General features: G+C 45.4%; 22 protein-coding genes and 1 tRNA gene. 14 read left to right on the top strand and 9 right to left on the bottom strand.

The genetic code is table 11. The features are described from left to right. Positions 1-15 precede the first annotated feature (15 nt). Both BMX95_RS06550 and BMX95_RS06545 read right to left on the bottom strand, forming a co-directional pair. Complete coding sequence (locus tag BMX95_RS06550; protein ID WP_165758959.1) at positions 16-1,716, bottom strand: DUF1800 domain-containing protein; 1,701 nt, start codon at positions 1,714-1,716, stop codon at positions 16-18. Positions 1,717-1,927: 211 nt separating this feature from the next. After that, positions 1,928-3,103 carry a thiolase family protein gene (locus BMX95_RS06545; protein ID WP_081201170.1) on the bottom strand — a complete coding sequence of 392 codons (1,176 nt, stop codon included), beginning with the start codon at positions 3,101-3,103 and terminating at the stop codon, positions 1,928-1,930. A 285-nt stretch (positions 3,104-3,388) separates the two neighbouring features. Here BMX95_RS06545 and BMX95_RS06540 point away from each other — a divergent pair, with 285 nt between their 5' ends. Continuing rightward, positions 3,389-4,441, top strand: coding sequence for a quinone-dependent dihydroorotate dehydrogenase (locus BMX95_RS06540; protein ID WP_081201169.1), 1,053 nt, complete (start codon positions 3,389-3,391; stop codon positions 4,439-4,441). A gap of 120 nt (positions 4,442-4,561) precedes the next feature. Next, positions 4,562-5,356: a TerC family protein gene (locus tag BMX95_RS06535; protein ID WP_081201168.1), complete on the top strand. Its 795-nt coding sequence runs from the start codon at positions 4,562-4,564 to the stop codon at positions 5,354-5,356. A 134-nt stretch (positions 5,357-5,490) separates the two neighbouring features. Here the strand turns inward: BMX95_RS06535 and BMX95_RS06530 are convergent, their stop codons facing one another. Further along, a complete protein-coding gene (locus tag BMX95_RS06530) occupies positions 5,491-6,213 on the bottom strand; it encodes an RsmE family RNA methyltransferase (protein ID WP_090519321.1) in 723 nt (240 codons plus the stop codon). 84 nt (positions 6,214-6,297) lie between these two features. Further along, the gene (gene dnaB / locus BMX95_RS06525; RefSeq protein ID WP_081201166.1) at positions 6,298-7,890 is read right to left on the bottom strand and encodes a replicative DNA helicase; all 1,593 of its coding nucleotides are present in this window, start codon (positions 7,888-7,890) and stop codon (positions 6,298-6,300) included. 716 nt (positions 7,891-8,606) lie between these two features. Between dnaB and BMX95_RS06520 the strand changes: the two genes are divergently transcribed. The 3 genes from BMX95_RS06520 (at position 8,607) to BMX95_RS06510 (ending at position 12,146) form a co-directional block, all read left to right on the top strand. After that, a complete protein-coding gene (locus BMX95_RS06520; protein WP_081201165.1) occupies positions 8,607-8,855 on the top strand; it encodes a hypothetical protein in 249 nt (82 codons plus the stop codon). 530 nt (positions 8,856-9,385) lie between these two features. Then, the gene (gene pheT / locus BMX95_RS06515; protein WP_081201164.1) at positions 9,386-11,818 is read left to right on the top strand and encodes a phenylalanine--tRNA ligase subunit beta; all 2,433 of its coding nucleotides are present in this window, start codon (positions 9,386-9,388) and stop codon (positions 11,816-11,818) included. 40 nt (positions 11,819-11,858) lie between these two features. After that, positions 11,859-12,146, top strand: coding sequence for a hypothetical protein (locus BMX95_RS06510; protein ID WP_081201163.1), 288 nt, complete (start codon positions 11,859-11,861; stop codon positions 12,144-12,146). Positions 12,147-12,152: 6 nt separating this feature from the next. Here BMX95_RS06510 and BMX95_RS06505 read toward each other — a convergent pair whose 3' ends face one another. Then, positions 12,153-12,407, bottom strand: coding sequence for a hypothetical protein (locus BMX95_RS06505; RefSeq protein WP_133053949.1), 255 nt, complete (start codon positions 12,405-12,407; stop codon positions 12,153-12,155). Between the two features lie 142 nt (positions 12,408-12,549). Here BMX95_RS06505 and BMX95_RS06500 point away from each other — a divergent pair, with 142 nt between their 5' ends. From BMX95_RS06500 to BMX95_RS06475, 6 genes are all read left to right on the top strand, one after another. After that, a complete protein-coding gene (locus BMX95_RS06500) occupies positions 12,550-12,840 on the top strand; it encodes a cell division protein ZapA (RefSeq protein ID WP_081201161.1) in 291 nt (96 codons plus the stop codon). 398 nt (positions 12,841-13,238) lie between these two features. Then, a complete protein-coding gene (gene rny, locus BMX95_RS06495) occupies positions 13,239-14,795 on the top strand; it encodes a ribonuclease Y (RefSeq protein WP_242673151.1) in 1,557 nt (518 codons plus the stop codon). 90 nt (positions 14,796-14,885) lie between these two features. Beyond that, the gene (rplS, locus tag BMX95_RS06490; protein ID WP_014221740.1) at positions 14,886-15,257 is read left to right on the top strand and encodes a 50S ribosomal protein L19; all 372 of its coding nucleotides are present in this window, start codon (positions 14,886-14,888) and stop codon (positions 15,255-15,257) included. A 197-nt stretch (positions 15,258-15,454) separates the two neighbouring features. Beyond that, the gene (locus BMX95_RS06485) at positions 15,455-15,691 is read left to right on the top strand and encodes a Sec-independent protein translocase subunit TatA/TatB (RefSeq protein WP_242673150.1); all 237 of its coding nucleotides are present in this window, start codon (positions 15,455-15,457) and stop codon (positions 15,689-15,691) included. Positions 15,692-15,750: 59 nt separating this feature from the next. Further along, on the top strand, positions 15,751-17,196 hold the full coding sequence (gene gatA, locus BMX95_RS06480) for an Asp-tRNA(Asn)/Glu-tRNA(Gln) amidotransferase subunit GatA (RefSeq protein ID WP_081201159.1): 1,446 nt from the start codon (positions 15,751-15,753) through the stop codon (positions 17,194-17,196). A gap of 149 nt (positions 17,197-17,345) precedes the next feature. Beyond that, positions 17,346-18,437: a lytic transglycosylase domain-containing protein gene (locus tag BMX95_RS06475; RefSeq protein WP_242673149.1), complete on the top strand. Its 1,092-nt coding sequence runs from the start codon at positions 17,346-17,348 to the stop codon at positions 18,435-18,437. Positions 18,438-18,491: 54 nt separating this feature from the next. Here the strand turns inward: BMX95_RS06475 and BMX95_RS06470 are convergent, their stop codons facing one another. From BMX95_RS06470 to BMX95_RS06455, 4 genes are all read right to left on the bottom strand, one after another. Next, the gene (locus tag BMX95_RS06470; RefSeq protein WP_242673148.1) at positions 18,492-19,727 is read right to left on the bottom strand and encodes an anthranilate synthase component I family protein; all 1,236 of its coding nucleotides are present in this window, start codon (positions 19,725-19,727) and stop codon (positions 18,492-18,494) included. A gap of 92 nt (positions 19,728-19,819) precedes the next feature. Then, on the bottom strand, positions 19,820-20,296 hold the full coding sequence (locus BMX95_RS06465; protein WP_081201156.1) for a hypothetical protein: 477 nt from the start codon (positions 20,294-20,296) through the stop codon (positions 19,820-19,822). A gap of 94 nt (positions 20,297-20,390) precedes the next feature. Beyond that, positions 20,391-21,656 (bottom strand): adenylosuccinate synthase, encoded by a 1,266-nt coding sequence (locus tag BMX95_RS06460; protein ID WP_081201155.1) that lies wholly within the window; start codon positions 21,654-21,656, stop codon positions 20,391-20,393. Positions 21,657-21,836: 180 nt separating this feature from the next. Further along, positions 21,837-24,065, bottom strand: a complete 2,229-nt coding sequence (locus BMX95_RS06455; RefSeq protein ID WP_081201154.1) for a RelA/SpoT family protein — start codon at positions 24,063-24,065, stop codon at positions 21,837-21,839. 176 nt (positions 24,066-24,241) lie between these two features. Between BMX95_RS06455 and BMX95_RS06450 the strand changes: the two genes are divergently transcribed. The 3 genes from BMX95_RS06450 to tig all read left to right on the top strand — a co-directional run bounded on the left by BMX95_RS06450 (position 24,242) and on the right by tig (position 26,797). Continuing rightward, positions 24,242-24,326 (top strand) — tRNA-Leu (locus BMX95_RS06450). Between the two features lie 189 nt (positions 24,327-24,515). Then, the gene (locus BMX95_RS06445; RefSeq protein ID WP_081201153.1) at positions 24,516-25,337 is read left to right on the top strand and encodes a universal stress protein; all 822 of its coding nucleotides are present in this window, start codon (positions 24,516-24,518) and stop codon (positions 25,335-25,337) included. 80 nt (positions 25,338-25,417) lie between these two features. Further along, entirely contained in the window at positions 25,418-26,797 is a 1,380-nt protein-coding gene (gene tig, locus BMX95_RS06440; protein WP_081201152.1) for a trigger factor, read from the top strand. Positions 26,798-26,857: the final 60 nt, after the last annotated feature.

The raw sequence follows: 26,857 nt of genomic DNA, 5'->3' as shown, positions 1-26,857 counted from the left end.
AGATCGGTTTGAATGTTAAGCTAATTGGTACTCAGCCAGGTTCATTAAGTATTTGAATAGGCTCTGCAGGCGATTGAATATTACCGTGTATACAGCTGACCCCGGAGCCGCGATAGGACTTGAATCAGCATACGCGCCCCATGCATTGGTCCAGTAGCCATCATCAGTCTGGCCGGAGAGCAGGATCTGTTGTTTGATACCCGCCTTTGCCGCATCGGACATCGGAACACGGTAGAGTACTGTCAATACTGCATCTATCAGGGCATTCGGATCCTGGGCAACAGTGCGGTCGAAATTGTTATAAACAAAACCTACCGGATCGATAATCAGCTTTAAACCATTACGATCATACCCGTTCAGGATCAATTGATCAATCACTTTCTCACGTCTGGGCATGGTATCGTGGTTGATCCATGTTTCATAGAACATAGGGATCTGGTAGTAAGCAGGCCATCCAGCCACGTTGGGTGGGTCGCCAATATCCTGTTGCATTTGCGCCGACTGATCTTGCAGGTAGTCCCACATGTAATACTGATTAACGTAATCAGCTGCATCGGGGAATACCACATTAAATTCCCGCACCATGCCTACAATCATTTCGAGGGGGCTTTTGATCAAACAACCCTGGCTAAGCGGATCGAAGAAATGTTCGCTTTTCAACAGGGTGCTCACTACAGGTTTTAATTCCCAGTTGCTGCTAACTAACAGCTGGGCCAGTGGCTTAATAACATTGGTATAAGTATCAGGCTCAATTGTGTAATAAACAAACCATCTATACAGTTTTTTTACAATAAATTCAGAAACCTCCGTCGTTTTGGCGAAGATCATATTAATGAGGTCATCTATTTCGGCTTCACCGCCCGTTGCACCACTGCGGCCGGCAATTACGGTACCGTTATAGAAGGAAGAGAAAGTTTTACTGGTGGTATCGTGGTCCTCTGGCTTAAAAGAGATGATTTCAGTATCCATGTCAATCTTCCAGCCGGTCAGTAACCGGGCGGCAGCCTTTACATCATCTTCATTATAATTGGGATTGTTTTCCTTACCAAGGGTAAACAGCTCCTGCAACTCCCGCGCATAGTTTTCATCCGGAGCGGATTTGGAATTCAGGTATCCGTTCAGGTAACGCAACATCGCAATATTCAGCGTTACGTCTTTTACCATTTTCTTGAAGTTACCCAATGCACTTCCCCGTAACAGCTGACTGATGAGGTAGGTAAAGGTGGGTCTTTCGGTCATGCCTATTTCCGTTACCCAGTGGTTGTGCCAGAATAGGGTCATTCTTTCGCGAACGCTTCTGTCCTGGTTGATCATTTGACCTACCCACCAACATTTCAGGGATTTAACCCGTTGACCATTGGGAACAACACCTTTTGAAACACTGTTCACCCAGGTAGCACCCTGTGCTATGGTAAGATCTGGGTCACCGGCTTCAATGTCGGTATTGTCGTAATTTTTTACAGGGGGTGCGGGCAGGGTTGTAGGTACGTTCAACAATTCATCAACCGCCGCTGAAACTAACTTACCAGTAAAATAATCGATGTCTGCTTTTGTAGCCCCGAACATGGTCCGCTTTAACAAGTGAGCGGCCTGGTCTGCGCTAAGGGTACCTGCTTGAGGTGTCCAGTTGGAATAAATTTGACGTAAGCCGGCATAGTTTTTCGCAGAAGGAGCCATAGCTTTTCTCTTCAGCGTGAAGAATTCTCTTCTATCCATAAGGTTGATTTTGGAAGATCGCTTCGTCGTAGTCGGCCTTTTGACTATGTGAAGACAATCCATTTATATGAGCTGTGTTTAAACAAAAATTTTGCCACTTGATGATTTGGGGATAAGTGACGTACATTTTCATAACTACCTCGTACATGTACGTGCACAAAAAAAGCTGCCTCTTAATGAGAAGCAGCTCTGTACATAGTAACGATTTTTACTAATTAAAATTTTCTATAATCCCTGCTATACCCTGTCCCCCGCCAACACATGCAGTAACAATACCATATCTCTTGTTCAATCGCTTCATGTCATGTGTTAACTGTATCGTTAACTTACAGCCGGTGCATCCCAGCGGATGCCCTAACGCTATAGCACCACCGTTTATGTTAACGATGTCAGGATTAATTTCTAATTTTCTGATTACAGCCAGCGCTTGCGATGCAAATGCCTCATTCAATTCAACCAGGTCAATCTGACCCAGACTCATATTAGCCTGTTTTAGTACCTTAGGTACAGCTTCTACAGGGCCAATACCCATAATGCGCGGATGTACCCCCGCCGAAGCGCAGGCCACCAGGCGGGCAATGGGTTTCAACCCCAGTTCGTTTACCATTCTTTCACTCATTACAATAACAAAGGCTGCCCCATCACTGGTTTGTGAAGAATTACCGGCGGTTACCGAGCCACCGGCTGCAAATACCGGTTTCAACTTATTCAAAACCTCCACACTGGTATCCTTACGTGGCCCTTCATCCGTATCTACTACATAATTGCGGGTTTGCTTTTTATTCTTTTCATCCAGGTACACTTCTTCTATGGTTATCGGCAGAATACCGCTTTTGAAATACCCCTTATCAATGGCATTGATAGCTTTCTGGTGCGACTGATAAGAAAACTGGTCCTGGTCTTCGCGGCTCACATTATATTCTTTGGCTACTGCTTCGGCAGTTAAACCCATGCTCAGGTAATAATCGGGTTCATCTTTGGCAATGCTATAAGCAGGCACGGTTTTCCAACCGGCTGTAGGTACCAGGCTCATGCTTTCAGTACCACCGGCAACAATACATTCAGCCATGCCCATCCGTATTTTAGCGGTGGCAATAGCAATCGATTCCAAACCCGATGCACAGTACCGGTTCACCGTCATACCCGGCACGCTAAAACCCAGTGCCCGGGCGGCAATGATCCTGCCCACCTGCAAACCCTGTTCAGCTTCGGGTACCGCATTTCCTACAATTACATCATCAACACGTTTGGGATCCAGTTGCGGAACAGAAGCCATCAGCCCTTTTATCACATCAACGGCGAGGTCATCGGGCCGGTAAAACCTGAACCCGCCTTTTTTGGCTTTCCCTACCGCAGTGCGGTAACCAGCTACTATATACGCTTCCATAGTTTATAGTTTAATATTTGTTAGTTATTGCTTTCTTCCACCCAACCTTGTGCTCACCTCTCCTCGTTCACCAAACTTAGACGAAGGCAGGCCAACTAGTTGCATAAGCAACCTTCTGTATCAAAGTTAATGATTGCCATTAGTAATACAAAATGGCATCCGGTTAACAAATTCCGGTCACCGGGATAACTAATTACAAACTATTCACATGTCTATCATTCTGCCCTTTTGCCCCCTGAAACCTGCACCCTGTAACCTGAAACTGAGTTATCTTCGCACCTCATTATGTACAACTTACTTCGCCGCCTCTTATTTTGCTTTCCAACAGAAACAGTTCACCATTTTTCCATGAACATGATGAAAATGGGCTGTTCCGTAGGACCGATCCGTAAATCCATTTCCAACCAGTTTTCGCCTGCAAACGGGTCATTATCAAAAGAATTATTTGGCCTCCGGTTTAAAAATCCCGTAGGACTGGCAGCCGGGTTCGATAAAAACGCCCTGTACCTCACAGAGCTGGAGGCCCTCGGCTTTGGATTTGTTGAAATTGGTACCGTAACTCCCAAGCCGCAGGCCGGGAATGATAAACCACGTCTTTTCCGCCTGCCCAAAGACCAGGCCCTCATCAACCGCATGGGTTTTAATAATGACGGCGTACAGGTAGTAGCCCAACGCCTGAAAGAGTGGCGGGAGAAGCACGCGCAACTGATCATCGGCGGAAATATCGGTAAAAACAAAGTGACACCCAACGAAGACGCCTGGAAGGATTATGAGATCTGCTTCCGCGCCCTGTTCGATTGCGTTGATTATTTTGTGGTGAACGTAAGCTCCCCTAACACACCCGGACTGCGGGAATTGCAGGAAAAAGATTCACTCCGCAAGATCCTGTCGCACTTACAAACCATCAACCGCCAGGAAAGTGGTGCAGAAACCGGTCGCAAACCCAAACCAATATTATTAAAGATAGCCCCCGACCTTACCCCCCAACAGATCGACGATGTAATTGACCTCGCCCTGGAAATAAAACTCGACGGACTGGTAGCTACCAATACCACTATCAGCCGGGAACAATTACACACTACCGGTCAGGAACTGGAAACCATCGGTGCAGGCGGATTGAGCGGAGCCCCCGTTCGCAAACGCGCAACCGAGATCGTTCGCTATATTCACGAAAAAACCAACGGACAAATACCGGTTATAGCCTCAGGTGGAATATTCACTGCAGCAGATGCCAAAGAAAAGCTCGCCGCAGGTGCTTCCCTGGTACAGGTATGGACCGGCTTTATATACGAAGGACCAGCCATTGTAAAAAATATCTGTAAAGGATTATTAAGTTAACGTTACCAGTTTTTGGTAACCGGCCACTTGTAATATTTAGACCTCACCCCCTACTAATGATGTACTGTGCAAAAAAAGGTTTTACCCTATTTTTGCGCTTCACCTTTAGAACCGACCACCATGCAAGAATTGTTTACTGTAGATGCCTTTATCAGTCTGTTAACCCTGACTATATTGGAGATCGTGTTAGGCATCGACAACGTGATCTTCGTATCTATTTTAATGGGCCGCCTTCAGAAAAAGGAGCAGTTGAAAGCACGCCGTATCTGGATGTTTGCCGGTATCGCCGTTCGTATCTGTTTGCTAATGGGTATTGGCTGGCTTGTAAAGAACGGGGACGCAGAATTGTTTGGCTTTAATTTCCGTGGCCACCACTATCCATTCAACCTGCGTAATGTAATTATGCTCGCCGGTGGTTTATTCCTGTTATATAAAACTGTAAAGGAAATACACCATAAGCTGGAAGGTGATGAAGGCATGTATGAGAGCAAGAACAGCAAATCGTCGTTTGGCGCCATCATAGCCCAGATCATAATTATCGATATGGTGTTCTCATTCGACAGTATTATTACTGCCGTTGGTTTGGCGCAGCATGTACCCATCATGATCGTGGCCGTTATCATTGCCATGATCATCATGTTCTTTTTCTCGGATAAGATCGCCACGTTTATCCATAAGCATCCTACTTTAAAGATGCTGGCCCTGGCCTTCCTGTTAATGGTTGGTTTCAGCCTGTTTTTTGAAGGGTTGGAACCTCTTCACAAAAGCCACATCGATAAAAGTTATATCTATGTTGCCATGGCCTTCTCGTTTGGCGTTGAAATGCTGAACATGTGGATGTTTAAAAGAGCCAAAAAACAAAAGGTTGAATTAAACGAACCTATTGTTAAGAAGGAAGAACAGAATACGGTGTAAAAGGCAGAGGGCAGAAGGCAAAGAAATCCTCGCTTTATACTTAATAATATCTTTTCCAGGTGTCTGTTATTGCAGACACCTTTTTTTATGTACTTCATCTCTGCCCTCTGCCTTCTGCCCTCTGCCCTCTGCCCCTATTGCCCTTCTGCCTTCACCAACACTGCCGCTACCATACCGGCGGTTTCCGTACGCAGGCGGGTATTGCCCAGCGTAACGGGCATAAAATAATGTTCGGTGGCAAAGGCTACTTCTTCGGGGCTAAAATCTCCTTCAGGGCCAATTAAAACCAATTGCGATGGAAGGGAGCTGTTCACCAGTGCGGCCAGGGGTTGTTTATCGCCCGGCATACAATGCGCAATAAATTTTTGTGTAGTGCCAATGATATCTTCCTGTTTCAGCAGCTGACCAAACCCTACCGGCTGGTGTAACACGGGCAGCCATGCCTGTTGCGATTGCAGCATGGCGCTTACCAGTATGTTCTGCATGCGATCGAACCGGAAATGTTGTTTTTCCGTTCTGTCGCACAGAAGGGGAATAATTTCTGTTATGCCTAATTCGGTTGCTTTTTCAAGGAACCATTCAAAACGGCTGGCGTTTTTAAGGAGGGAAATAGCGATGCTTGTTTTACGGCCTGTTTGTGGTATGAACTGTTCGTTCAATACCGATACCCGGCAGCGCTTTTTATGATCGTCTGTAATAGCAGTAAGTAATAAGAAACCTTTTCCATCGGTCAAATGCAGCTGCTCCTCTTTTTTCATGCGCAGCACATTCACTATGTGTTTAGAGGTATCTTCATCCAGTTCTATTTCTTGCTGTTTGGCAACAATATTCGGGATATAAAAAAGCGGCAGGTTCATTATAGGTTCTTTGCTGCAAATTAAAGCAAAAGTTAAGCCCCGACGGTACCGCCGGGGCTTAAATATCAAATATTGAATATCGAATTAAAACGGGGCATCGTCGTCATCACCGTAAGGCATATCATTCATTTTGCTGCCTGCCTGTATATACAGTTTGGCGCCATCATTGCCACCACTGTCGGCGCCGCTACCACCGCCATCAGGCACTGGTTTCCAGCTGCCGCCACCCATACCCAGGCCACTGAAATCATCGCCATCAAACTCCACAAACTTCTGGATATGCAGTTGTGCCCGCAGTTTAATGGTTTCCAGTGAACCGTTACGGTGTTTGGCTATCCGCACGTGGGTTTCGCCTTTATTGCTTTCTCCCATTTCATTGGAAGTAATATCATAGTATTCGGGACGGTAAATAAACATTACCATGTCGGCATCCTGCTCAATGGCACCCGATTCACGAAGGTCACTCAACTGTGGCATCTTGTTACCATCTTTACGCGTTTCCACCGCACGGCTTAACTGCGACAGGGCAATGATTGGAACGTGTAACTCTTTCGCCAGCATTTTTAAGTTACGTGAAATGGTACTGATCTCCTGCTCACGATTCGTGTTCTTACCATTACCGGCGCCGCTCATCAGCTGTAAGTAGTCGATGATGATAAGGCCGATGTTGTGTTTGGTTTTCAAACGGCGACATTTTGCACGCAGCTCAAATACGTTCAGGGCGGCTGTATCGTCGATAAAGATAGGCGCCTGCGCCAGTTTTTGGATCCCCTTGGCGTACAGCTGTTTCATTTCATGATCTTCCATCTTACCACGCGAGATCTTTTCGAGCCACACTTCGCTTTCTGCGCTCAGGATACGGGTAACCAGCTGTGGGGAGCCCATCTCAAGGCTGAAGAATACAACAGGCGTTGGACGGGTACCGTTCAATGCGGCATTACGCGCCAGGTTGAGGGCGAACGCCGTTTTACCTACCGCCGGACGGGCAGCCAGGATGATCAGATCCGAACCCTGCCAACCATAAGTCACTTTATCCAGTGAAGGGAAACCGCTTGGCACCCCGCTGATATCATCGGTTTTGTGACGCAGGTCTTCGATACGCTGTACGGTTTGCACCAGTACGGTATCGATACTGTCATAGTTCTTCTTCATGTGGTTGTTGGTGATCTCGAACAGCTTTGCCTCGGCTTCATCAAGCAGGTCGAACACATCGGCGCTGTCTTCATACGCGTCACCAATAATTTCACCACTGATCCGGATCAGTTCGCGTTGAATGAACTTCTGTAAAATGATCTTTGCATGCGCTTCTATATTGGCAGAAGAAACAACCGCATTCGTTAAACGGGTTACGTAATAGGGGCCGCCTACCATCTCCAGCTCTGTTTTACTGCGCAGCTCTTCCACCACTGTTAAAATGTCGATTGGCTGGCTTTTTTGCTGCAGGCTTTGCATGGCCCGGTATATCCGCTGGTGCGCATCTACATAAAAGCACTCTGGCTTTAATATTTCCACAGCTACGTCAAAGGCAGTCTTTTCGAGCATGATGGCGCCCAATACAGCCTCCTCCAGGTCTTTTGCCTGGGGCGGAACCTTGCCATATACCATGGTACTCAGGTCAACAGAACTGCGGCGGTTTCTTTGTTTTCGGTCTTTGTTGTTAAGGTTCGTTAAATCCATCGTTAGCGGTCTACTAATTTACCATTGGTTTGAAAAAAATTACAAACAGGATTTCTCAAGGTGCTGAAGTGAGTTTGGTCTGGTTCCACTTCTGATTTATTCTGCCAACCAATGACGCTCTGGGTTAGTGTTGATGGATAAGGTTTGTTACGCGATTATTAATGCACTGTTAACGCAATGTTACCCCACAAGGTCAGGACGGCGAATATATACCCCTCTCATACCCGGAAAAAAGAATTGCCGTTCTATATTTAATAACAACAATCCACAGGTGAACCCACAAAAATAGGGCACTTATCCACAGCATCAAGTATATATATACACAATTTACAAAAGTTTGCCACCTTTGTTCAGTCGAAATCCACACACCCTGTTGGTAAGAATTATAGACTGAATATTTGGTGATGAGAGCGGGTAAATAAGATGCAGGCTGGATGGGATTTTCCGCAATATGCCTGGTGAAAACGCTTATCCATACAGCATTTTCAGGTTGCCCGGTAGCTGTAACCGCCTATTTCCGGATATTTCAGCCATCGATCAACCCGTAAAGAAGCCACCCGTCCACTTTCCAGCACCTTTTTGAACCAGTGGCATAAAATTGGCGTATATATACTACAGGATACAGAAATCACCTGTCGTCAAACAAAAAGATGTGATTCAGATTTTATATTTACTTTAAGAACCGTAAATTAGACTCTTTAATTTCAATACCGACCATGCGTGTATACCAGTTACGGCATTATGAAGTAATGATGCCTGAAGAAAATAGCAAAGAAGCACAGCACCTGCTGTACTATGAACGGCTATGTTATGACCTGCTCACAGCCCATGCTATCAGCTTTTCACACTCTGTAGAGGTTATGAAGCTGCAAAATGGCCGTATTGAACAACGTCCCGGCCGTATCCACCGCATTCTAAGCGCCGCCGAAATTCCCCCCTTCTGTTTTATCGTTTGTAAAAATTAATAACACCTGTAAGCCACAAATACAGCTGAAAGCTGTAAGGTAAAAGCCTAAAGCAAATACCGCTTCGCCACAAATTATTCAGTCTCCTTTATTTGCTACAAGCTGATATTCAGCCTTGTACCCCATTTATTTACCATCTGTTTATTTAATTCACACTTAACAGAGAAGACGCAAACCCGGCTTAAGGGTCATTTTGACCATATTTTTGCCATCTTTCATCCTGGGGTCATCTTAGGGTATTCCTAAGGTCATCCTAGGGTTATCCTTGGGTTCAAACCTTAGGATAACCCTGAGAAGAGCCTAAGAACACCTAAGGAAAACCCTAAGATAAATGAAGGCTAAAATATGCCCGAAATTCAGCTCATAGCCTTAAGCCCAGAACTAAACCCAAGAACCTAGAACCCAAGAACCAAAGAACGCAGGAACTAAGAACTAAGAACTAAGAACCTAAAACCCCGGTAACTTGAAACCTGCCCCCCTTAACCTATCTTTGCTGCCATCGTTGAACAATTAAAATCATAGACTGATTCATGACTATCTCCTATAACTGGTTGCATGATTATTTACCAGTAACCATTGATCCCGAGCGGCTTAGCAAATTATTGACCTCAGTTGGACTGGAAGTGGAGAGCCTGGAACGGTATGAAAGCCTGAAAGGCGGGTTACAGGGACTGGTAATTGGTGAAGTGCTGGCTACCGAAAAACACCCCAATGCCGATAAATTAACGGTTACCAGGGTAAATATCGGATCAGGCGACCCCCTGCAAATTGTTTGTGGCGCGCCCAATGTGGCAGCCGGTCAAAAAGTGGTGGTGGCTACCGTGGGTACAACCATCTATCCCAAAAAAGGCGATCCCCTGACTATGAAAATAGCCAAGATCCGTGGGGTGGAAAGCTATGGAATGATCTGTGCCGAAGACGAGATCGGGCTGAGCGAGGACCATGCCGGTATTATGGTTTTACCGGCCGATGTACAAGTGGGTATCCCCGCCGCCGATTACTTCAAGATATATACCGATTGGATCTATGAAATTGGGCTCACCCCCAACCGGATGGATGCCATGAGCCACCGCGGTGTTGCCCGTGATGTATGCGCTTATTTGAGCTACCACGATAATCAGGACCTGAAAGTAAAAGCCCTGGCCACCGACAATTTCAAGGTAGCAAACACTTCTTTGCCCATTGCCGTGACCATCGAAAATACCAATGCCTGCCAGCGTTACAGCGGCGTAAGCATTTCAGGGGTTACCGTAAAAGAAAGCCCGCAATGGTTGCAGGATAAACTCCGCGCCATTGGTCAGCGGCCTATTAATAATATAGTAGACATTACCAATTTCATCCTGCATGAAACCGGTCAGCCCCTGCATGCTTTTGATGCCGATAAGATCGCCGGCAAAAAGGTGCTGGTGAAAAACCTGGCCGAAGGAACACCCTTTGTTACACTCGACGACAAAGAAAGAAAAGTGAATGCCGAAGATCTCATGATCTGCAACGGCAATAGCGAACCTCTGTGCTTTGCAGGTGTATTCGGCGGTGCACAGAGCGGCGTAACCGCTTCTACCCAACATGTATTTTTGGAAAGCGCCTGGTTCAACCCGGTTGATATTCGTAAAACGTCTTTCCGCCATAACCTGCGTACCGATGCAGCTACCCGGTTCGAAAAGAATGTAGACATCAGCAATACCGTAAATGTGGTGAAACGCGCAGCCCTGCTTATTAAAGAACTGGGCGGTGGTGAAATCTCGTCTGAGGTAGTTGATGTGTATCCCAACCCCGTACAGCAACCGCAGGTTCAATTGAAATATTCTTTCCTGCGCAAACTGAGCGGTAAAAGCTACCCTGCCGATGCCGTAAAAAAGATCCTGGTTAGCCTGGGTTTCGACATTATAAAAGACAGCGCAGAAGATGTAGTGGCAGCAGCGCCCCTCAGCAAACCCGACATTCACCTGCCGGCCGATATCGTGGAAGAGATCATGCGTATCGATGGCCTCGATAATGTAGAGATCCCCAAAGCCATTACCATTTCTCCTTCGGTTGAACCCAACCGCGGCAAACATATTTATCGCGAAAAAACCTCCGACTACCTGGTTGGTTTGGGCTTTAATGAAATATTCACCAACTCCATTACCAATGCCACTTACTTCGATGAAGCAGAGCTGAGCACAGCGGTAAAACTGTTGAACAACCTGAGCGCCGATCATAACATTATGCGCCCCTCCATGCTGCAGACCGGACTGGAAGCAATTGCGCATAACCTGAACCGAAAAAACAACGACCTGCGTTTCTTTGAATTTGGTAAAACCTATAGTACGCAAGGCCCCGGCAAGTACAGCGAACGTGAACGTGTATGCCTGTACATAACCGGTCAGGTGCAGGATGATGCCTGGAAAGGCAAAGGAACAGCTTCAGATATCTTCTATCTGAAAGGTGTTGTGGCTCGAATATTGCAACTGACTGGCATCTCTAAAGCAAGCTTCGCTCCTGTACCTGATGAAAACAACCTGGTTAACACTTTACAGGTGACCATTAACAAAGATGTAATTGCAACACTTGGACAGGTAACTTCACAGGAACTAAAGCGGTTTGATCTGAAGCAGCCGGTTTTCTATGCCGACCTTGACTTTGAACTGATGCTGAAGTATATTTCCGCCAACTCTATAAAAGCAAAAGAATTACCACGCCAGCTGCCTGTGCGCCGCGATCTGGCTATGGTAGTGCCCAAATCCCTTCCCTTTGCAGACGTTGAAAACACCGTGAAAAAGGTGAAAATCGACAAGTTACAGTCGATACAACTGTTCGATATTTTTGAAAGTGAAAAACTGGGGGCCGATAAAAAATCCCTTGCAGTCAGCTTTACTTTCCTCGATGAGGAAAAAACCCCCACCGATAAAGATATTGACGGTATGATGAATAAAATTATGAATGCCCTGGAGACGAATCTGCAGGCAGAGATCAGAAAATGATCAACGCCTGTAAGGCCACAACCAGGCAAAAATTTGTTCAATGGAGGGATTACAGGAACAACTGAAACGAATCACAGATAAATTGCAGCAGGTGGTACATAGTTATCAACTGCTGCAAAAAGAACATGAGCAATTGAGCCGGGAAGTGGTTACACTGCGCGATAAGGAAAAGGCCCGGTTAATACGCATTGACGAACTGGAGATGAAAATGACGGCACTACAAACCGTTACCGGTCAGTTGAATGACGGTGAGAAGAAAGAGGTAGAAAAAAGAATTAACCGCTACATCCGGGATATTGACCGGTGTATTGCCTTGTTAAGCGAGTAAGCTGGTTTAAATCCTTTTTACCAGTCGCATCTTCATTTCATCATCTCCCTGGGAAAGCTCAAGGGTATAAACGCCATAGGGCAGATCATTCAACCCTTTCCAGGTAACTGTCTTATCGCCTTGAGGGATGTTGGTTTCGAGCCGGCTACATTCGTAACCACGTTCATCGCGTAATATCGCTTTCAAACTGGATTGGATGGGTGCCATCAACTCCAGCGTAAGCATGTCGATGAAGGTGTTCGACCTGATTTTAGCGAACATGTTAATCGTTTGGTTTTGGTGAGAAATCATAGAATACGAAAATTGCATTTAACCATCCAAAACGATCCTTTTAAAGTCCAGAGGTATTCCTGTGAATTGTGTGTGAATAAATGTAAAACAAGCTTTTCAAAATTGCAAGCCCATGGAAGAATTAATTCCCATAAATGTTTTAATAGGCGACCGTACTTATCGCATCAAGATTGCCCCACACGATGAAGAGGTGGTTCGCAAAACCCTGAAGCTGATCAACGATAAAATACTGGAATTTAAGACCATGTTTGCCGGAAAGGATATGCAGGACTATGTGGCCATGGTAGTTCTCTGGTACGCCACCCAGCAAAAAGCCGGCGACAGCCAGCCACTGGTTGATAATCAGACTGCTGAACAACTTGGTGTCATCGAAAAGCTGTTAGACAGAATGCTGGTTGACTAAAGAGGTTGCCGGGTACCGGTTTCCAGGTTGCAGGTTTCAGGTTGCAGGTCGCAGGTTTCAGATTATAGGTTACAAGAAGTTTCAACTATCGGGAGCCAGGCAATTAATTAGCATTCTGAAATTCAAGCCCTGGAACCTGCAACCTGTAACATGAGAATGGTCTTCTTAAAAAAATCAGTTACCGGCTCCTGGCACCCAGTAACTGGCATCCGGTAACCACCCTTCAAATCGCCCAAAATCCCCATCTACAAACATCTGACTTCAAAATGCTTGCAGCAGTGGTGCCTCTTTTTTTGTATTTTCGCACATTCACGCCTCACTATGGTATACTTGCCAAATGTAGAGAGGGAGAGATAATGTAGAATTCTTTAAACATGTAAAACACAATTGATCAAGGTATGTTAACCGCTATAATAGTAGGTTTATTGGCCCTGGGCGCAGGAATTGGCCTGGGTAAAGTCATATTTGCCAAAAACACCCAACAAAAAATCGAAGAGGCCGAAAGTCAGGCCCGCAAACTCGTTGCCGATGCGCAAACGAATGCCGAAACCATTAAACAACAAAAACAGCTCGAAGCAAAAGAAAAGTTCCTGGCACTGAGGGCCGAATACGATAAAGAAGTAAATGAGCGCAACCGTAAACTGAGTGAAACCGAGAACCGCGCCCGCCAGAAAGAACAGAGTATCAATGCCAAAAGCGACCAGCTGGACAAACAGATCAAGGAAAACGAAGCGATAAAAGAAAACCTGAACCGCCAGATAGAAGTAGTGAACCTGAAGCGTACCGAGCTGGAAAAACACCAGGAAGAACACATCCGCCGCCTTGAAAAGATTGCCGGTTTAACTGCAGAAGAAGCTAAAAAACAATTAGTTGAAAGTTTAAAACAGGAAGCCCACACCCAGGCCCTGGCCCTGCAACAGGAAATTGTTGATGACGCCCGTCAAAAAGCCAACAAGGAAGCCCGCAAAATCATTATTCAAACCATTCAGCGTACCGCTGCTGAGCAGGCTATCGAAAACTCCATCACTGTATTCAACCTCGAAAGCGATGAAATAAAAGGCCAGATCATTGGTCGTGAAGGCCGTAACATCAGGGCTATAGAAGCCGCTACCGGTGTTGACCTGATCGTTGACGATACTCCTGAAGCCATCATCCTGTCTTCATTCGACCCTCTGCGCCGGGAAATTGCCCGCCTGAGCTTGCAAAGACTGGTGGCCGATGGCCGTATTCACCCGGCCCGTATTGAGGAAGTGGTAGAAAAAACCCGCCGTCAGATCGAAGAGCAGGTAATTGAAATTGGTGAGCGTACTGTAATTGAATTAGGTATCCACGGTTTACATAAAGAGCTGGTTCGTATCGTAGGTAAAATGCGTTTCCGTTCTTCATACGGTCAAAACCTGCTGATGCACAGCCGCGAAGTAGCCAACCTGTGTGGTATTATGGCTGCTGAACTGGGCTTGAACCCCAAACTGGCCAAACGCGCCGGTCTGTTACACGATATTGGTAAAGTACCCGATGAGGAGTCTGAACTGAGCCACGCCCTGCTGGGAGCCAAACTGGCTGAAAAATATGGTGAGAACCCCGCTGTAGTGAACGCTATCGGCGCCCACCACGATGAAATGGAAATGCAATATGTGATCTCCCCCATTGTACAGGCCTGTGACGCCATCAGCGGCGCCCGTCCTGGTGCCCGCAGAGAGATCATGCAACAATACCTGCAACGTATTAAAGAATTAGAAAATCTGGCGCTGAGCTACCAGGGGGTTGAAAAAGCCTACGCTATTCAGGCCGGCCGTGAGTTACGGGTAATTGTAGAAGCAGAAAAAGTAACCGATAACGACTCAGACAAACTGAGTTTCGACATCGCCCAGAAAATTCAGACCGAAATGACCTATCCCGGACAGATTAAAGTTACCGTGATCAGGGAGAAAAGGGCTGTAAACGTAGCCAAGTAAGAAAAAATATAGGAAAATCGGGGGTTTTAGGAAATTTAGGATGATAAATTCGATTTTTTAATTACCTTTGCCTCCCCAAATTTTAACGTCATGAATGCAGCAGTTCAATTTGTACATGAGCAGTTGACAGGTAAAAAAGAGTTCCCGAAGTTTAAAGCGGGTGACAATATAACTGTGAACTATAAAATTATCGAAGGTGGTAAAGAGCGTATCCAGAGCTTTCGTGGCGATGTTATCAAACGCCAGGGACAAGGTGGTACTGCTACATTTACTGTACGTAAAATCTCCGATAGTGTAGGTGTTGAAAGAACATTCCCCATTTATTCACCCAATATTGATTCTATTGAGTTGAATAAAACAGGTCGTGTTCGCCGTGCTAAGCTTTTCTACCTGCGTGAGCGCAGTGGTAAGAGCGCTCGTATTAAAGAGAAACGCATGAACACAGCTGTAGTAGCTAAATAACTACACATGTACATAAATTAGTTAAAAGCGTCCCGATGAACCGGGGCGCTTTTTCTTTTATAAACAAGCTACGCTACTTTGTTAACCGGTAGCAAAAAGGTGGTTTTCCCCTTAGTATCATGTAATTTGCACGACTTTTATGCGTTTTACTTTGCAAAAGGGCGTAATTTTGTTTTCTCACTATTAAAATGTTTATCATGTTACTGAGTAATGTAAACCTGTTGTTCATCTCAATGCCTGGTGGTAGCGAGTGGTTGTTGATTGTACTGGCAGTGTTGGTGCTGTTCGGTGGACGCAAAATACCTGAATTCATGCGCGGTATTGGCCGTGGTATCAGGGAATTTAACGATGCTAAAAACAACGTGAAGAAAGAAATCGAAGACGGTATTAACGAGAAGGATACCAAACAACCCTCCTCTACACAAGCTCACTAGTTCAGACTCGCATAATTTATTCTGTAACCGATTTGTATAATCAATCCCGGTAACAACCTTTGTTTAAGTATCACTCAATAGCGCAATATCACCAGGACCTGGTTTCTGGCGCAACTACTTGTGTAGACGCGGTTCAATATTACCTGCAGCAAATCGAAGCCCGCAGGAACCTCAATGCCTATGTGTATATTTATGCAGAGGAAGCGTTGAAACGGGCGGCAGAACTGGATACCAGCCGCAAAGCCGGTAAGCCTTCCGGTAAATTACACGGTGTGGTAATAGCACTGAAAGATGTAATTGCCTATAAAGACCATCCGCTTACTGCCGCATCAAAGATCCTGGAAGGGTTCAAGCCCGTTTTTAATGCTACAGCTGTTGAAAGATTACTGGCCGAAGAAGCCATTATAATAGGTGCCACCAACTGCGATGAGTTTGCCATGGGTTCCACCAATGAAAACTCATCGTATGGTAAGGTGCTGAATGCCCTGGATGAAACCAGGGTGCCTGGTGGTTCTTCAGGCGGTTCAGCCGTAGCCGTTCAGGCCAGCCAGTGTATGGTAAGCCTGGGCAGCGATACAGGCGGCTCCGTTCGCCAGCCAGCTGATTTTTGCGGTGTGGTAGGGCTTAAACCCACTTACGGCCGCATTTCCCGCCACGGCCTTATTGCCTATGCCTCCTCTTTTGATCAAATAGGCATTTTTGCCAACAATGTTCCCGATGTAGCCCAGGTACTGGAAGTAATTGCAGGCCCCGATGATTTCGATAGCACGGGCGCCCGGCAACCGGTAGATGCATACAGCGAACTCACCCCGCTGCCCGCTAAACCGATCAGGATCGCTTATTTCAAGGAAGCCCTGGAAAGCCCGGCCCTTGATCCGGAGATCCGTGATTCCATTCTGGAGTTCACTAAAAAGCTGCAGGCCGATGGCCATACCGTAGCGCCTGTAGACTTTGAATACCTCGACTTCATTGTTCCTGCCTATTATATTTTAACCACTGCTGAAGCCTCCTCAAACCTGTCGCGGTACGATGGCGTAAAGTATGGCCACCGCAATGTGGAAAAAAATATCTCTTTAACAGAGTTTTATAATGCCACCCGGTCAGAAGGTTTTGGCTGGGAAGTAAAAAGACGCATCATGCTGGGAACCTTCGTTTTAAGCGCAGGCTACTACGATGCGTATTTTACGAAAGCACAACAGGTACGCAAACTGCTGGTTGAAAAGATAAACCTGATCTTCAGCCAGTTCGATGCGATCCTTCTCCCCACGGCCCCCTCTACCGCCTTTACCATCGGCGAAAAGACGGAGGACCCCATCTCCATGTACTTAGCTGACATTTTTACAGTATTTTCGAACCTCACTGGTATTCCCACCATCTCTATCCCGCTCTTTTGGCACAGTAATGGCATGCCTTATGGGTTGCAGATTATGACGAACCAATTTTCCGAGTTATATTTGCTCCAGCTATCCCAAAAGTGGATGCAGCAGTTCAGACATGCCGGCTAAATGAAAAGCCTAAACCCCTTCGACCCCCGGCTCTAATTTGTTCTGTTTCTCCAAAGAATCCTAAGAAAACTCTCATCCGTTTCATCCTGTGTAGAACATATCTCAATCCATACCACCGGGTCGATCATTATTAGTTTTAAATAACGAAAATGAAACGAAAACTTTTTATTTCGGGTATTTTAGGCCTGGGATGGTTATGCATGGCATACAGTAATGATAACGGGATAGCAAAAACACCGGCTAACGGTGGTAAAAAGCTTAACACGGTTGTTCTTTCACAACAATTCGAATACCCCGGAAAAATTGCCACTGACTCAGCCGATCCCAAGGAAGAAGATCTAAACACAGCATTTACGCTGGGTTATAATTCGGCCAATGGCATTCGATTAAATCCCCGTGCTATTTCATTTGTGCAGGATTACATGGAAAAGAATGGCGAAGACCTTCGTAAAATGAAGAGCTGGGCCAAACCGTATTTTAACATGATCGATGGCATATTGAAGAAATATGGTCTTCCGTCGGAATTAAAATACCTCTGTGTAATTGAATCGGAATTAAAGTCAACCGCCACCTCCTGGGCAGGCGCTGTGGGGCCCTGGCAGCTTATGCCGCAAACCGCCCGCGATTTAGGCCTGAGAGTAGGACGCGGGGTAGACGAGCGTAAAAGCTATGCTAAAAGCACCCATGCAGCAGCCTTGTACCTGCGTGATCTATACAGAGAATTTGGCGACTGGTTACTGGTAATAGCCGCTTACAACGGCGGACCCGCTAACGTATACAGCGCCATTAAAAAATGCCAGGGCAGCCGTAACTTCTGGAAACTGCAAAATTACCTGCCTGCCGAAACCCGGATGCACGTAAAGAAATTCATTGGCACCCACTATATTTTTGAAGGCCAGGGCAGTGTAACCACACTTACCAAGGCAGAAGTGACCGAACAAATTGGCATTACCGCCACCCACCTGCTCAATCGCCGCTTAACAACCGATGAGCTGGACAACGCCAAAAGCACAGAAGTGTCAGGCAAATACAATTCTGCCGCTATTGCAAAGAATATTATGATGGATTTGAGCGAGTTCAACCGGTACAATCCCGACTTTGACGCCATTATGGCCAGCAATGATAATGCCTATGAGCTAAAATTGCCCGCCGATAAAATGGACCTGTTCATTGCCAATAAATATATTATCCTCAACGAAAGCGTGCAGATGATGCTGACCGGGGCCACAGTAGGAAAATAACATTGGTATACAAGTAATGGCCTGTGCCACGGTTCTAAACCATGGTACAGGTCGTTACTTACTACCCAGTACCTTCTTAATCGCTGCTGCCTTTAACAGGCATTCTTCATATTCCTTTTCGGGATCGCTGTAAAATGTAATGGCAGAACCTGCCTGAAAGGAAAGATATTTATTGGCCGCATTATACATTATACTCCTGATCACTACATTGAAATCAAAATCGCCATCGGGAGTTATATACCCTACCGCACCGGAGAAGATACCGCGCCGGGTCTGTTCGTATAGTTCAATCAGTTCCATAACCCGCTTTTTGGGTGCGCCGGTCATGGAGCCCATGGGGAAGGTTGCTTTTACCGCATCAATAAAATGAATATCGGGGCGCAGCTGTCCACTAACGGTGGAGATCATTTGATGCACCTGCGGAAAACTGTAAATACCAAACAACTCATCCACCTGTACCGATGCTTCCTCACAGATCTTCGACAGGTCGTTACGCACCAGGTCAACGATCATAACATTCTCTGAACGGTCTTTGGGACTGTTGTACAAATGTTCTTTACTTCTTACATCTTCCGCTGCATCGCTGAGGTGGCGTTTTGAAGTGCCTTTTATGGGTTGGGAATAAATGCGATTACCTTCTTTTTTCAGGTAACGCTCGGGGCTGGCGCATAGTAAATATTGCTGCCCGGTTTTATAATACGCCGCAAAGGGATTGGGCGAAGTATAACTCAGGGAATTATATACCTGCAACGGATCGATGGAAACCAGTTCAGCAAAAAATTCCTGGCAAAAATTGATCTCATAACAATCGCCCCGCAGAATATGCTGTTGCAATTGCTGAATGGTGGTGATATAATCTGCTTTGCTTATACGGCTATTGATGAGCGTAGCCAGCGGCTGACTGGGTTCACGGATTGGCTCAACCGCACATATTTCATGAAAGACCGATTCGTGCCGGTTGCCAAAGGTGCCAATCTGCAGTTCGCGTTCGCTTAATTGCAGTACTACCTCGGGAATAAAAAAACAGAGGTCGGGGAAACCGATGCGGTCGGTATTGTTACTGACCAGGCCTTCCGTTTCATTTTTCAGATCATAGCTGAAATGCCCAAACAGCCAGTCGGGGTTCTGCCCATACAATTGCTTCAACTGTTCAAATGCAGTACCAGCCGCGGTTGCAAGGGTTTGTACAGCCCCTGCCGCAGCCATACATTCAATGCTATGATGCGGTAAATTGTAATGCTGGTTGTCGAGAAAACAACAAATGTTGAACTGGTTTACCCAGCTCAACATTTGTAATTTGGTTCGCTGAAAATCAGCGACGGGAAATGATATGTATTGTCTGCGCACTGTAGAAACAGGGTGAGCAGTAAAAGAAGTAACCACTAAAAGTCCTCCTCGTCGTCGTCGAAGCCACGGTCGTTGAAGAGATCAAGGTCTTTGAACTCATCATCAAGGCCCAGGTCATCGTCGTCATCTCCTTTGCCTTTTTTACCTGTGCTGCTGCTGCTGCTTCCACTGCCACTGCTGGCTTTTTTTCCTTTTGATTTGGGTAAATCAAATTCTTCGAAGTCGGGATCCCAGTCTTCGTCTTCTTCGGGTTTGTCCCAATCATCCACTTCATCATCGAGATCCGCATCATCGTCGTCATCGTCTTCACCCTCTTCATCAGATTTCTTAGAAGAAGCTTTACCGCCTTTTTTAGCGGCCTTCGGCGTGTCTAACTCTTCGTCTTCCAAGTCTTCATCATCCTCATCTTCTTCTTTCTTTGGTTTTGATGAGGCTTTTTTCGGAGTTTCCTTAGAAGACTTTGGTGCAGAGTCTCCGCCGGTCTTTTTTTCCTTGTCAGATTTTGCTGCCATTGTCTGGTAAGATTGTGGTGTAAAATTTCGGCGAAGTTTTTAATTCACCAAATTTTTTAGAATAATTTTTGTCTCAAAAAATCCGAAGTGAAAACTACTGAATTTCTATCAATTGTTCACGTCCCGGACCGTTGGAAATATAATTTATATTCACACCAAGATATGAATTTATAAACGATACATATTCCTTCATTGTTGCAGGTAATTCACCAGCCGATCTGAACTTATCTGTCGCAACTTTCCAGCCTTTGAAACCTTTCAGTTCAGGAGTAATTGACAGTCTTGTCATTTGGAACGGGATCTCCTTAGTACTCTTGCCATTAACCATGTAAGAGGTACATACTTTTAACTCATCAAAAGCGTCCAGCACGTCTGCTTTTGTCATAACCAGTTTTGTTACCCCGTTCACCATGCAGGCAAAATTCAGGGCCACCAGGTCAATCCAGCCACAACGTCTGGGGCGACCCGTAGTAGCGCCAAACTCATTACCGATACGGCGCAGTTCTTCACCGGTTTCATCGTGTAACTCGGTAGGGAATGGTCCGCTGCCAACACGCGTACAATAAGCTTTTGTTACGCCTATTACGTCGTTGATCTTTTGGGGCGCTACACCTAAACCGGTACATACACCGGCCGAAATAGTGTTTGATGAAGTTACAAAAGGAAATGTTCCGAAATCAACATCGAGCATACTTCCCTGCGCACCCTCAGCTAAAACTTTTTTGCCCTGGCTGATCTTCTCATTGATGAAGTATTCGCCGTTTACGATCTTGAATTCTTTCATAAACTCAAGTGCTTCGAAGAACTCTTCTTCCCAGGCAGAAATATCTTCATGGAAATTGAGGCTATCCAGCAGCCTCTGGTGCTTCAGCCGCAGGCGGATATATTGGGTGGTGAAACTTTTATCTAACAGATCGCCTACGCGCAAACCGTTCCGTCCTGTTTTATCCATGTAAGCAGGTCCAATCCCTTTCAGGGTAGAACCGATCTTATCATTTCCTTTTGATAATTCAGATGCTTTGTCCAGTGCACGGTGCGTTGGCAATATCAAATGCGTTCTTTCTGAAATAAATAAATTCTTCCGGTAGTCAATACCAAACGCTTTCACGGTTTCGCACTCCCTTTTTAAAGTAACCGGGTCTAATACAACCCCATTACCAATCAGGTTAACTGTATTCTCATGAAAAATACCGGAAGGAATTTGATGGAGAACAACTTTTTTTTCGTTTACATATAACGTATGGCCTGCATTGGGACCTCCCTGAAAGCGGGCAATAACATCATAATTGGGAGCAAAATAGTCCACGATCTTGCCTTTGCCTTCATCGCCCCATTGAAGACCTAATAAAACATCAACCATTATTAAATATTTGAATAATTTGTAGCAAACGGGGGCAAAAATAGGTTAAAAACACAAAGCGATTTTGAGATTTTGCGATTTCATGATTTCGGAATTTCAAAATCAGGATCAAGATTTAGAAATTTTTAAATTTCGCCATCCATAAATCTCAAAATCTCTAAATCCCGAAATCAGAAATAGCTATTGCTGTTCCGTATCGTACCTGTCAACTGTTTCAATACCAGGCAGTTTCTTCAAACTGTCTACCAAATCATCCAGTTCCTCTTTATCATGCACATACACCCTGATGTTCCCATGGAACAAACCTTCCCGGGCCTCAATGGTCATGGCATTGATATTGATCTTCATTTCGCCCGATATTAAATTGGTGATCTTGTGTATTACACCCACATCATCCAGCCCAACTATCTTTAAGCCGGTAAGGAATGAGATCTCCTTATTTTTTGCCCATTTTGTTTTTACAACCCGGTGCCCGTAATTGGCCAGCAAACGCGCCGCATTCGGACAATTGGTGCGGTGTATGGTTAACCCCTTGCCGGTACTCACAAATCCAAATACGTCATCACCGGGGATAGGTTTACAACAATTAGCCAGGGTATACATGATCTTGTCGCTGCTTTCGCCAAAGATGATCAATTCGGCATCTTTCTTTGGCAGCGCATGAATAGCATCGGGTTTGGGTTCCGGCCGAATGGGTTTGGGTGGTTCCAGTTTATCGCCCAGCACGTGGAATTCGCTCAGCTCTTTCAGGTCAATGGCCTTTACAGAGATCTGGTAATACAGATCGAGCGGTGAGGGTAATTTATAAAAAGAGGCAAGTATATCTACATTATGTTGGTTGAAGGCCGCCCCCATGTTTTCAAGCTTGCGCTGCAACACGTACTTGCCTTCATCGGCCACCTTTCTTTTTTCTTCTTTTAACGCATCCTTGATCTTACTCTTCGCCTTGGCGGTAACCACAATATTCAGCCAGTCTTCATTTGGCTTTTGCTTGGAAGAGGTAATAATCTCTACCTGGTCGCCGCTGCGCAGCTTATGGCTGAGGGGCACCAGTTTGTGGTTTATTTTAGCACCAATACATTGCGAGCCCACCACACTGTGGATGGCAAAGGCAAAGTCAAGGGCTGTACTATCAACCGGCAGCATTTTTACATCGCCTTTGGGCGTGTATACATATATTTCTTCAGCCAGGAAGCTGGTTTTGAAATCGTGCAGAAAATCGATGGAATCGCTGTCCTGGTTATTGAGTACTTCCCGGATCTGCTGGAACCATTTATCGAAGCGGTTTTCGTCTGCCGTTCCTTCTTTATACTTCCAGTGTGCGGCCAACCCTTTCTCGGCAATCTCGTTCATTCGCCGGGTGCGCACCTGAATTTCCACCCATTTCCCCTGCGGGCCCATTACGGTGGTATGCAGGGCTTCGTACCCGTTCGATTTGGGATTGCTCAGCCAGTCGCGCAACCGCTCGGGACTGGGGGTGTATTCATCGGTAATTACTGAATATACCTTCCAGCAGCCTTCTTTTTCCTGTTCCAGCGGAATATCTAAAATAACCCGGATGGCAAACAGGTCATACACTTCCTCAAAAGCCACCCCTTTCTTTTTCATCTTGTTCCAGATGGAGTGGATGCTTTTTGGCCGGCCATATATTTCAAACTGATACCCGGTTTTATCGAGTTTCTCCTTAATTGGCTTTATGAATTCATTAATGTACCGCGACCGTTCCCGTTTGGTTTCTGCCAGTTTACGGGCAATTTCTTTATAGGCTTCCGGTTCCAGGTACTTCATGGCCAGGTCTTCCAGCTCGGTCTTAATATTATATAAGCCCATACGGTGCGAAAGCGGCGCATATACATACACTGTTTCCGAAGCTATCTTCAATTGTTTTTCCCGCTTCATACTATCGAGCGTACGCATGTTATGCAGGCGGTCGGCCAGTTTAATAAGAATAACGCGGGGGTCGTCGGTGAGGGTAAGTAAGATCTTTTTGAAATTCTCCGCCTGCGCCGATGCGTTGACGTCAATAATATTGGAGATCTTGGTTAACCCGTCTACAATACGGGCGATTTCGGTACCAAATTCCCGTTCAATATCCTCGAGGGTAACATCGGTATCTTCAACGGTATCGTGTAACAGCGAACAAATGGTAGAACGAACACCCAGGCCAATCTCTTCAATGCCTATGCGGGCAACGGCCAGGGGGTGAAGAATATAGGGTTCGCCGCTTTTCCGGCGCATAGTCTTATGCGCATCGGCAGCCATTTCAAATGCCCTGCGCAGTAATTCTTTATCGCCCGGTTTTAATTTGGGTTTTAAAACGCGTAACAGAGCCCGGTATTCACGAAGTATTAGCTTTTTTTCCTGCTCTTCATTCAAATTATATTTCGGTATCACAGCAACAGAATCCATAGTTAACGAATTTACGTAAAAATGCCCTATGTTTGCAACCCCAAAACAGTTCGGGAGTGTTAAGTTCTAAGTTTTAAGTTATTTGTCCTAAATGCCAGATTTCCGACTATTATCAGAAATCTTGATGGCAAAACCAAACTTAAAACTTTAAACATAGAACTTAAATCTAAGAAAAAGCGCATGTGGTGAAATTGGTAGACACGTCAGACTTAGGATCTGATGCCGCGAGGTGTGGGGGTTCGAGTCCCTCCATGCGCACCAAACCAAGGGCAGGCCGTTTTAAACGGCCTGCCTTTTTTTATTATATGCTTTTATTGCCAGTCGGCAGGGTGGCCCACTTTTAAATAAAAACTGATTATTGAGGCTGACAAAAGTCATTTGGGGTACGGGTATTTATCATACGGTGCATTGGTAAACTTGCTAACTTTATAGAGCCTTAATACTTTATGTATGCAAACCATCCTTTTAGCGGTGGATTTTTCGCCCGCATCCCGCAATGCAGCTGTATTTGCAGCAGAAATGGCCAAATTACTACATTCCAAATTGCTTCTTTTCCATGCCTATATGCTCCCCACTCCCATCAGCGAGGTGCCATATGCCATGATCACCGTAGATAACCTCCAAAAAGAAAATGAGGATCAAATAAAAAAAGAAGCCGACTGGATACACGATAACTACGGACTGGAGGTAGAATGGCTGGTTCGTATTGGGATTGCTTCCGATGAAATAAAAACCCTCACCAAAGAAAAAGAAATTGGTCTTATAATAATGGGTATGAAGGGGGCCGGCGGTCTTGATAAGATCATTGGCAGCACTACCATCAACGTATCCCGGAAAGTAAAAACCCCCGTGCTCATAATACCCCACGATGCCGCCTACTCCCCCATAAAACATATTACATATGCCAGTGATTTCTCTTATAAAACCAGCACCCGGCTGTTTAATACCCTGCTGGAGCTGGCCCGGGCATATGGGGCAAAAACACACATTTTATTTGTCCGGCAGGGCCACGGCGGAAATTCCGAACAGGAACTAAACGGCAAAAGAAGCAGTGAAATTATTTTTGAAGGATATGACCACGAATACGCCACCATTGAAGAACCATCTGTAAATCAAGGAATTAGTAAATATTTACAACAATATTCCAGCGAATTACTGGTGATGGTAGCCCATAAACACACCTTTTTGGAAAGGGTATTTTCGAAAACCCATACCACGGCGATGGCCTATGAAACCCATATTCCCCTGTTAATTTTGCAGGATAAAGATTAACGGGCAATATCCACCCCTACTCGTTTTGACCACGTTATCTGTTTGCCTTACCTTTGCAACCCAATTTAAAAAATAGCGCTATGGCAACAGTTACCAGAGAGAATATCGGACTGCTGAATGATAAGATTACCATAAAAGTAGCCGGAGCAGATTATCTGCCTTCTTTTGAAAAAGCACTCAAAAATTATAGCAAACAAGCCAATATACCAGGTTTCCGCAAAGGCATGGTACCCACTGGCATGATCAAGAAAATGCATGGCCAGTCAGTATTTGCCGATGAGGTGATCAGAACTGTAGAGAAAGAACTCGGTACCTATATGCAAAATGAAAAGCTGGAGATCTTCGCCCAGCCTTTACCACTTGCTACTGACAATGCTCCCAAATTAGACATGAACAACCCCACGGAGTACGTGTTTGATTTTGAAGTAGGCTTAAAACCTGCATTCAATGTAGCTGACCTGTCGAAAGAAAAAATGACCCGTTATAAAGTAACGGCAACTGACGACATGATCAATGAAGAAGTGAACCGTTTACAGGTACGTCATGGCAAACTGGTTGATCGCGATGCAGTATCTGAAGATGACAATGTATTGAATGTAACCTTCACCGAAACCGATGCAAACGGTAACGAAGTGGAAGGCGGCATTAAAAAAGACAATTCTTTCCTGGTAAAATACTTCGCTGAACCAGTACGCAGCACCCTTACCGGCAAGAAAAAAGACGATGTATTCAACATTCAGTTAAATAAAGCCTTCGACGAAAAAGAAAGAGAATGGGTACTGAGCGACCTCGGCCTCGACAAACACGACGAAGCTGCCGCTGCTAAATTCTTCAACGTCACCATCACTAAAGTGGGCCTGGTTGAAAAAGCAGAACTGAATGAGGAAACCTTCAAAGCCATCTATCCCAAAAAAGAGATCAAAACCGAAGCTGAATTCCGCAATGAAATAAAAGCTGAGATTGAAAGCTACTGGGATAAACAAACGAAGAACCATTTACAGCACGAAATTTACCACGTGCTGGTAGATCATACCAAGATCGAGTTCCCCGAATCATTCCTGAAACGCTGGATGCAAACCGGTGGCGAACAACCTAAAACACAGGAAGAAGTAGAACAGGAATACCCCACCTTCGTTAATCAGCTTAAATGGACGTTGATCACCGACCAGCTGGTACAGCAAAACAACGTAGAAGTGAAGAACGAAGACATCGAAGATTTCGCCAAACAACAGTTATTCGGTTACATGGGCATGAACATGCAGGATGAAGAACAACCCTGGATTGCAGAATACATCACCCGCATGATGAAAGACCGTAAATTCGTTGAAGACGCTTACCACCGTATTCAAACCGAAAAGGTGTTTGACCTGGTTGAAACAAAAGTAAACGCTGCCGAAAAACCAGTTACGGTAGAAGAGTTCAGCAAAGAAGCTGAAAAACATCAGCATCACCAACATTAGTAGCGTACAATCTCTTGTATAATAGAAAAGCCTGGAATTTAATTCCGGGCTTTTTGTTTA

Origin of the sequence: Niastella yeongjuensis (genome assembly GCF_900110245.1) — a bacterium.
GTDB classification, from domain to species: domain Bacteria; phylum Bacteroidota; class Bacteroidia; order Chitinophagales; family Chitinophagaceae; genus Niastella; species Niastella yeongjuensis.
Note: the sequence above shows the minus strand (reverse complement) of the source record. Positions and strands in the feature narration are given on the sequence as shown.

Bases quoted from the DNA above. Each gene is read 5' to 3' on its own strand.
- BMX95_RS06550 (WP_165758959.1), bottom strand. From the start codon at position 1,716: ATGGATAGAAGAGAATTCTTCACGCTGAAGAGAAAAGCTATGGCTCCT.
- pheT (WP_081201164.1), top strand. From the start codon at position 9,386: ATGACTATCTCCTATAACTGGTTGCATGATTATTTACCAGTAACCATT.
- BMX95_RS06445 (WP_081201153.1), top strand. From the start codon at position 24,516: ATGCAAACCATCCTTTTAGCGGTGGATTTTTCGCCCGCATCCCGCAAT.
- BMX95_RS06535 (WP_081201168.1), top strand. From the start codon at position 4,562: ATGCAAGAATTGTTTACTGTAGATGCCTTTATCAGTCTGTTAACCCTG.
- BMX95_RS06505 (WP_133053949.1), bottom strand. From the start codon at position 12,407: ATGTTCGCTAAAATCAGGTCGAACACCTTCATCGACATGCTTACGCTG.
- BMX95_RS06530 (WP_090519321.1), bottom strand. From the start codon at position 6,213: ATGAACCTGCCGCTTTTTTATATCCCGAATATTGTTGCCAAACAGCAA.
- BMX95_RS06500 (WP_081201161.1), top strand. From the start codon at position 12,550: ATGGAAGAATTAATTCCCATAAATGTTTTAATAGGCGACCGTACTTAT.
- BMX95_RS06470 (WP_242673148.1), bottom strand. From the start codon at position 19,727: ATGTTGAGCTGGGTAAACCAGTTCAACATTTGTTGTTTTCTCGACAAC.
- BMX95_RS06460 (WP_081201155.1), bottom strand. From the start codon at position 21,656: ATGGTTGATGTTTTATTAGGTCTTCAATGGGGCGATGAAGGCAAAGGC.
- BMX95_RS06455 (WP_081201154.1), bottom strand. From the start codon at position 24,065: ATGGATTCTGTTGCTGTGATACCGAAATATAATTTGAATGAAGAGCAG.
- BMX95_RS06510 (WP_081201163.1), top strand. From the start codon at position 11,859: ATGGAGGGATTACAGGAACAACTGAAACGAATCACAGATAAATTGCAG.
- BMX95_RS06475 (WP_242673149.1), top strand. From the start codon at position 17,346: ATGAAACGAAAACTTTTTATTTCGGGTATTTTAGGCCTGGGATGGTTA.
- tig (WP_081201152.1), top strand. From the start codon at position 25,418: ATGGCAACAGTTACCAGAGAGAATATCGGACTGCTGAATGATAAGATT.
- BMX95_RS06545 (WP_081201170.1), bottom strand. From the start codon at position 3,103: ATGGAAGCGTATATAGTAGCTGGTTACCGCACTGCGGTAGGGAAAGCC.
- dnaB (WP_081201166.1), bottom strand. From the start codon at position 7,890: ATGGATTTAACGAACCTTAACAACAAAGACCGAAAACAAAGAAACCGC.
- rny (WP_242673151.1), top strand. From the start codon at position 13,239: ATGTTAACCGCTATAATAGTAGGTTTATTGGCCCTGGGCGCAGGAATT.
- rplS (WP_014221740.1), top strand. From the start codon at position 14,886: ATGAATGCAGCAGTTCAATTTGTACATGAGCAGTTGACAGGTAAAAAA.
- BMX95_RS06540 (WP_081201169.1), top strand. From the start codon at position 3,389: ATGTACAACTTACTTCGCCGCCTCTTATTTTGCTTTCCAACAGAAACA.
- BMX95_RS06520 (WP_081201165.1), top strand. From the start codon at position 8,607: ATGCGTGTATACCAGTTACGGCATTATGAAGTAATGATGCCTGAAGAA.
- BMX95_RS06485 (WP_242673150.1), top strand. From the start codon at position 15,455: ATGTTACTGAGTAATGTAAACCTGTTGTTCATCTCAATGCCTGGTGGT.
- BMX95_RS06465 (WP_081201156.1), bottom strand. From the start codon at position 20,296: ATGGCAGCAAAATCTGACAAGGAAAAAAAGACCGGCGGAGACTCTGCA.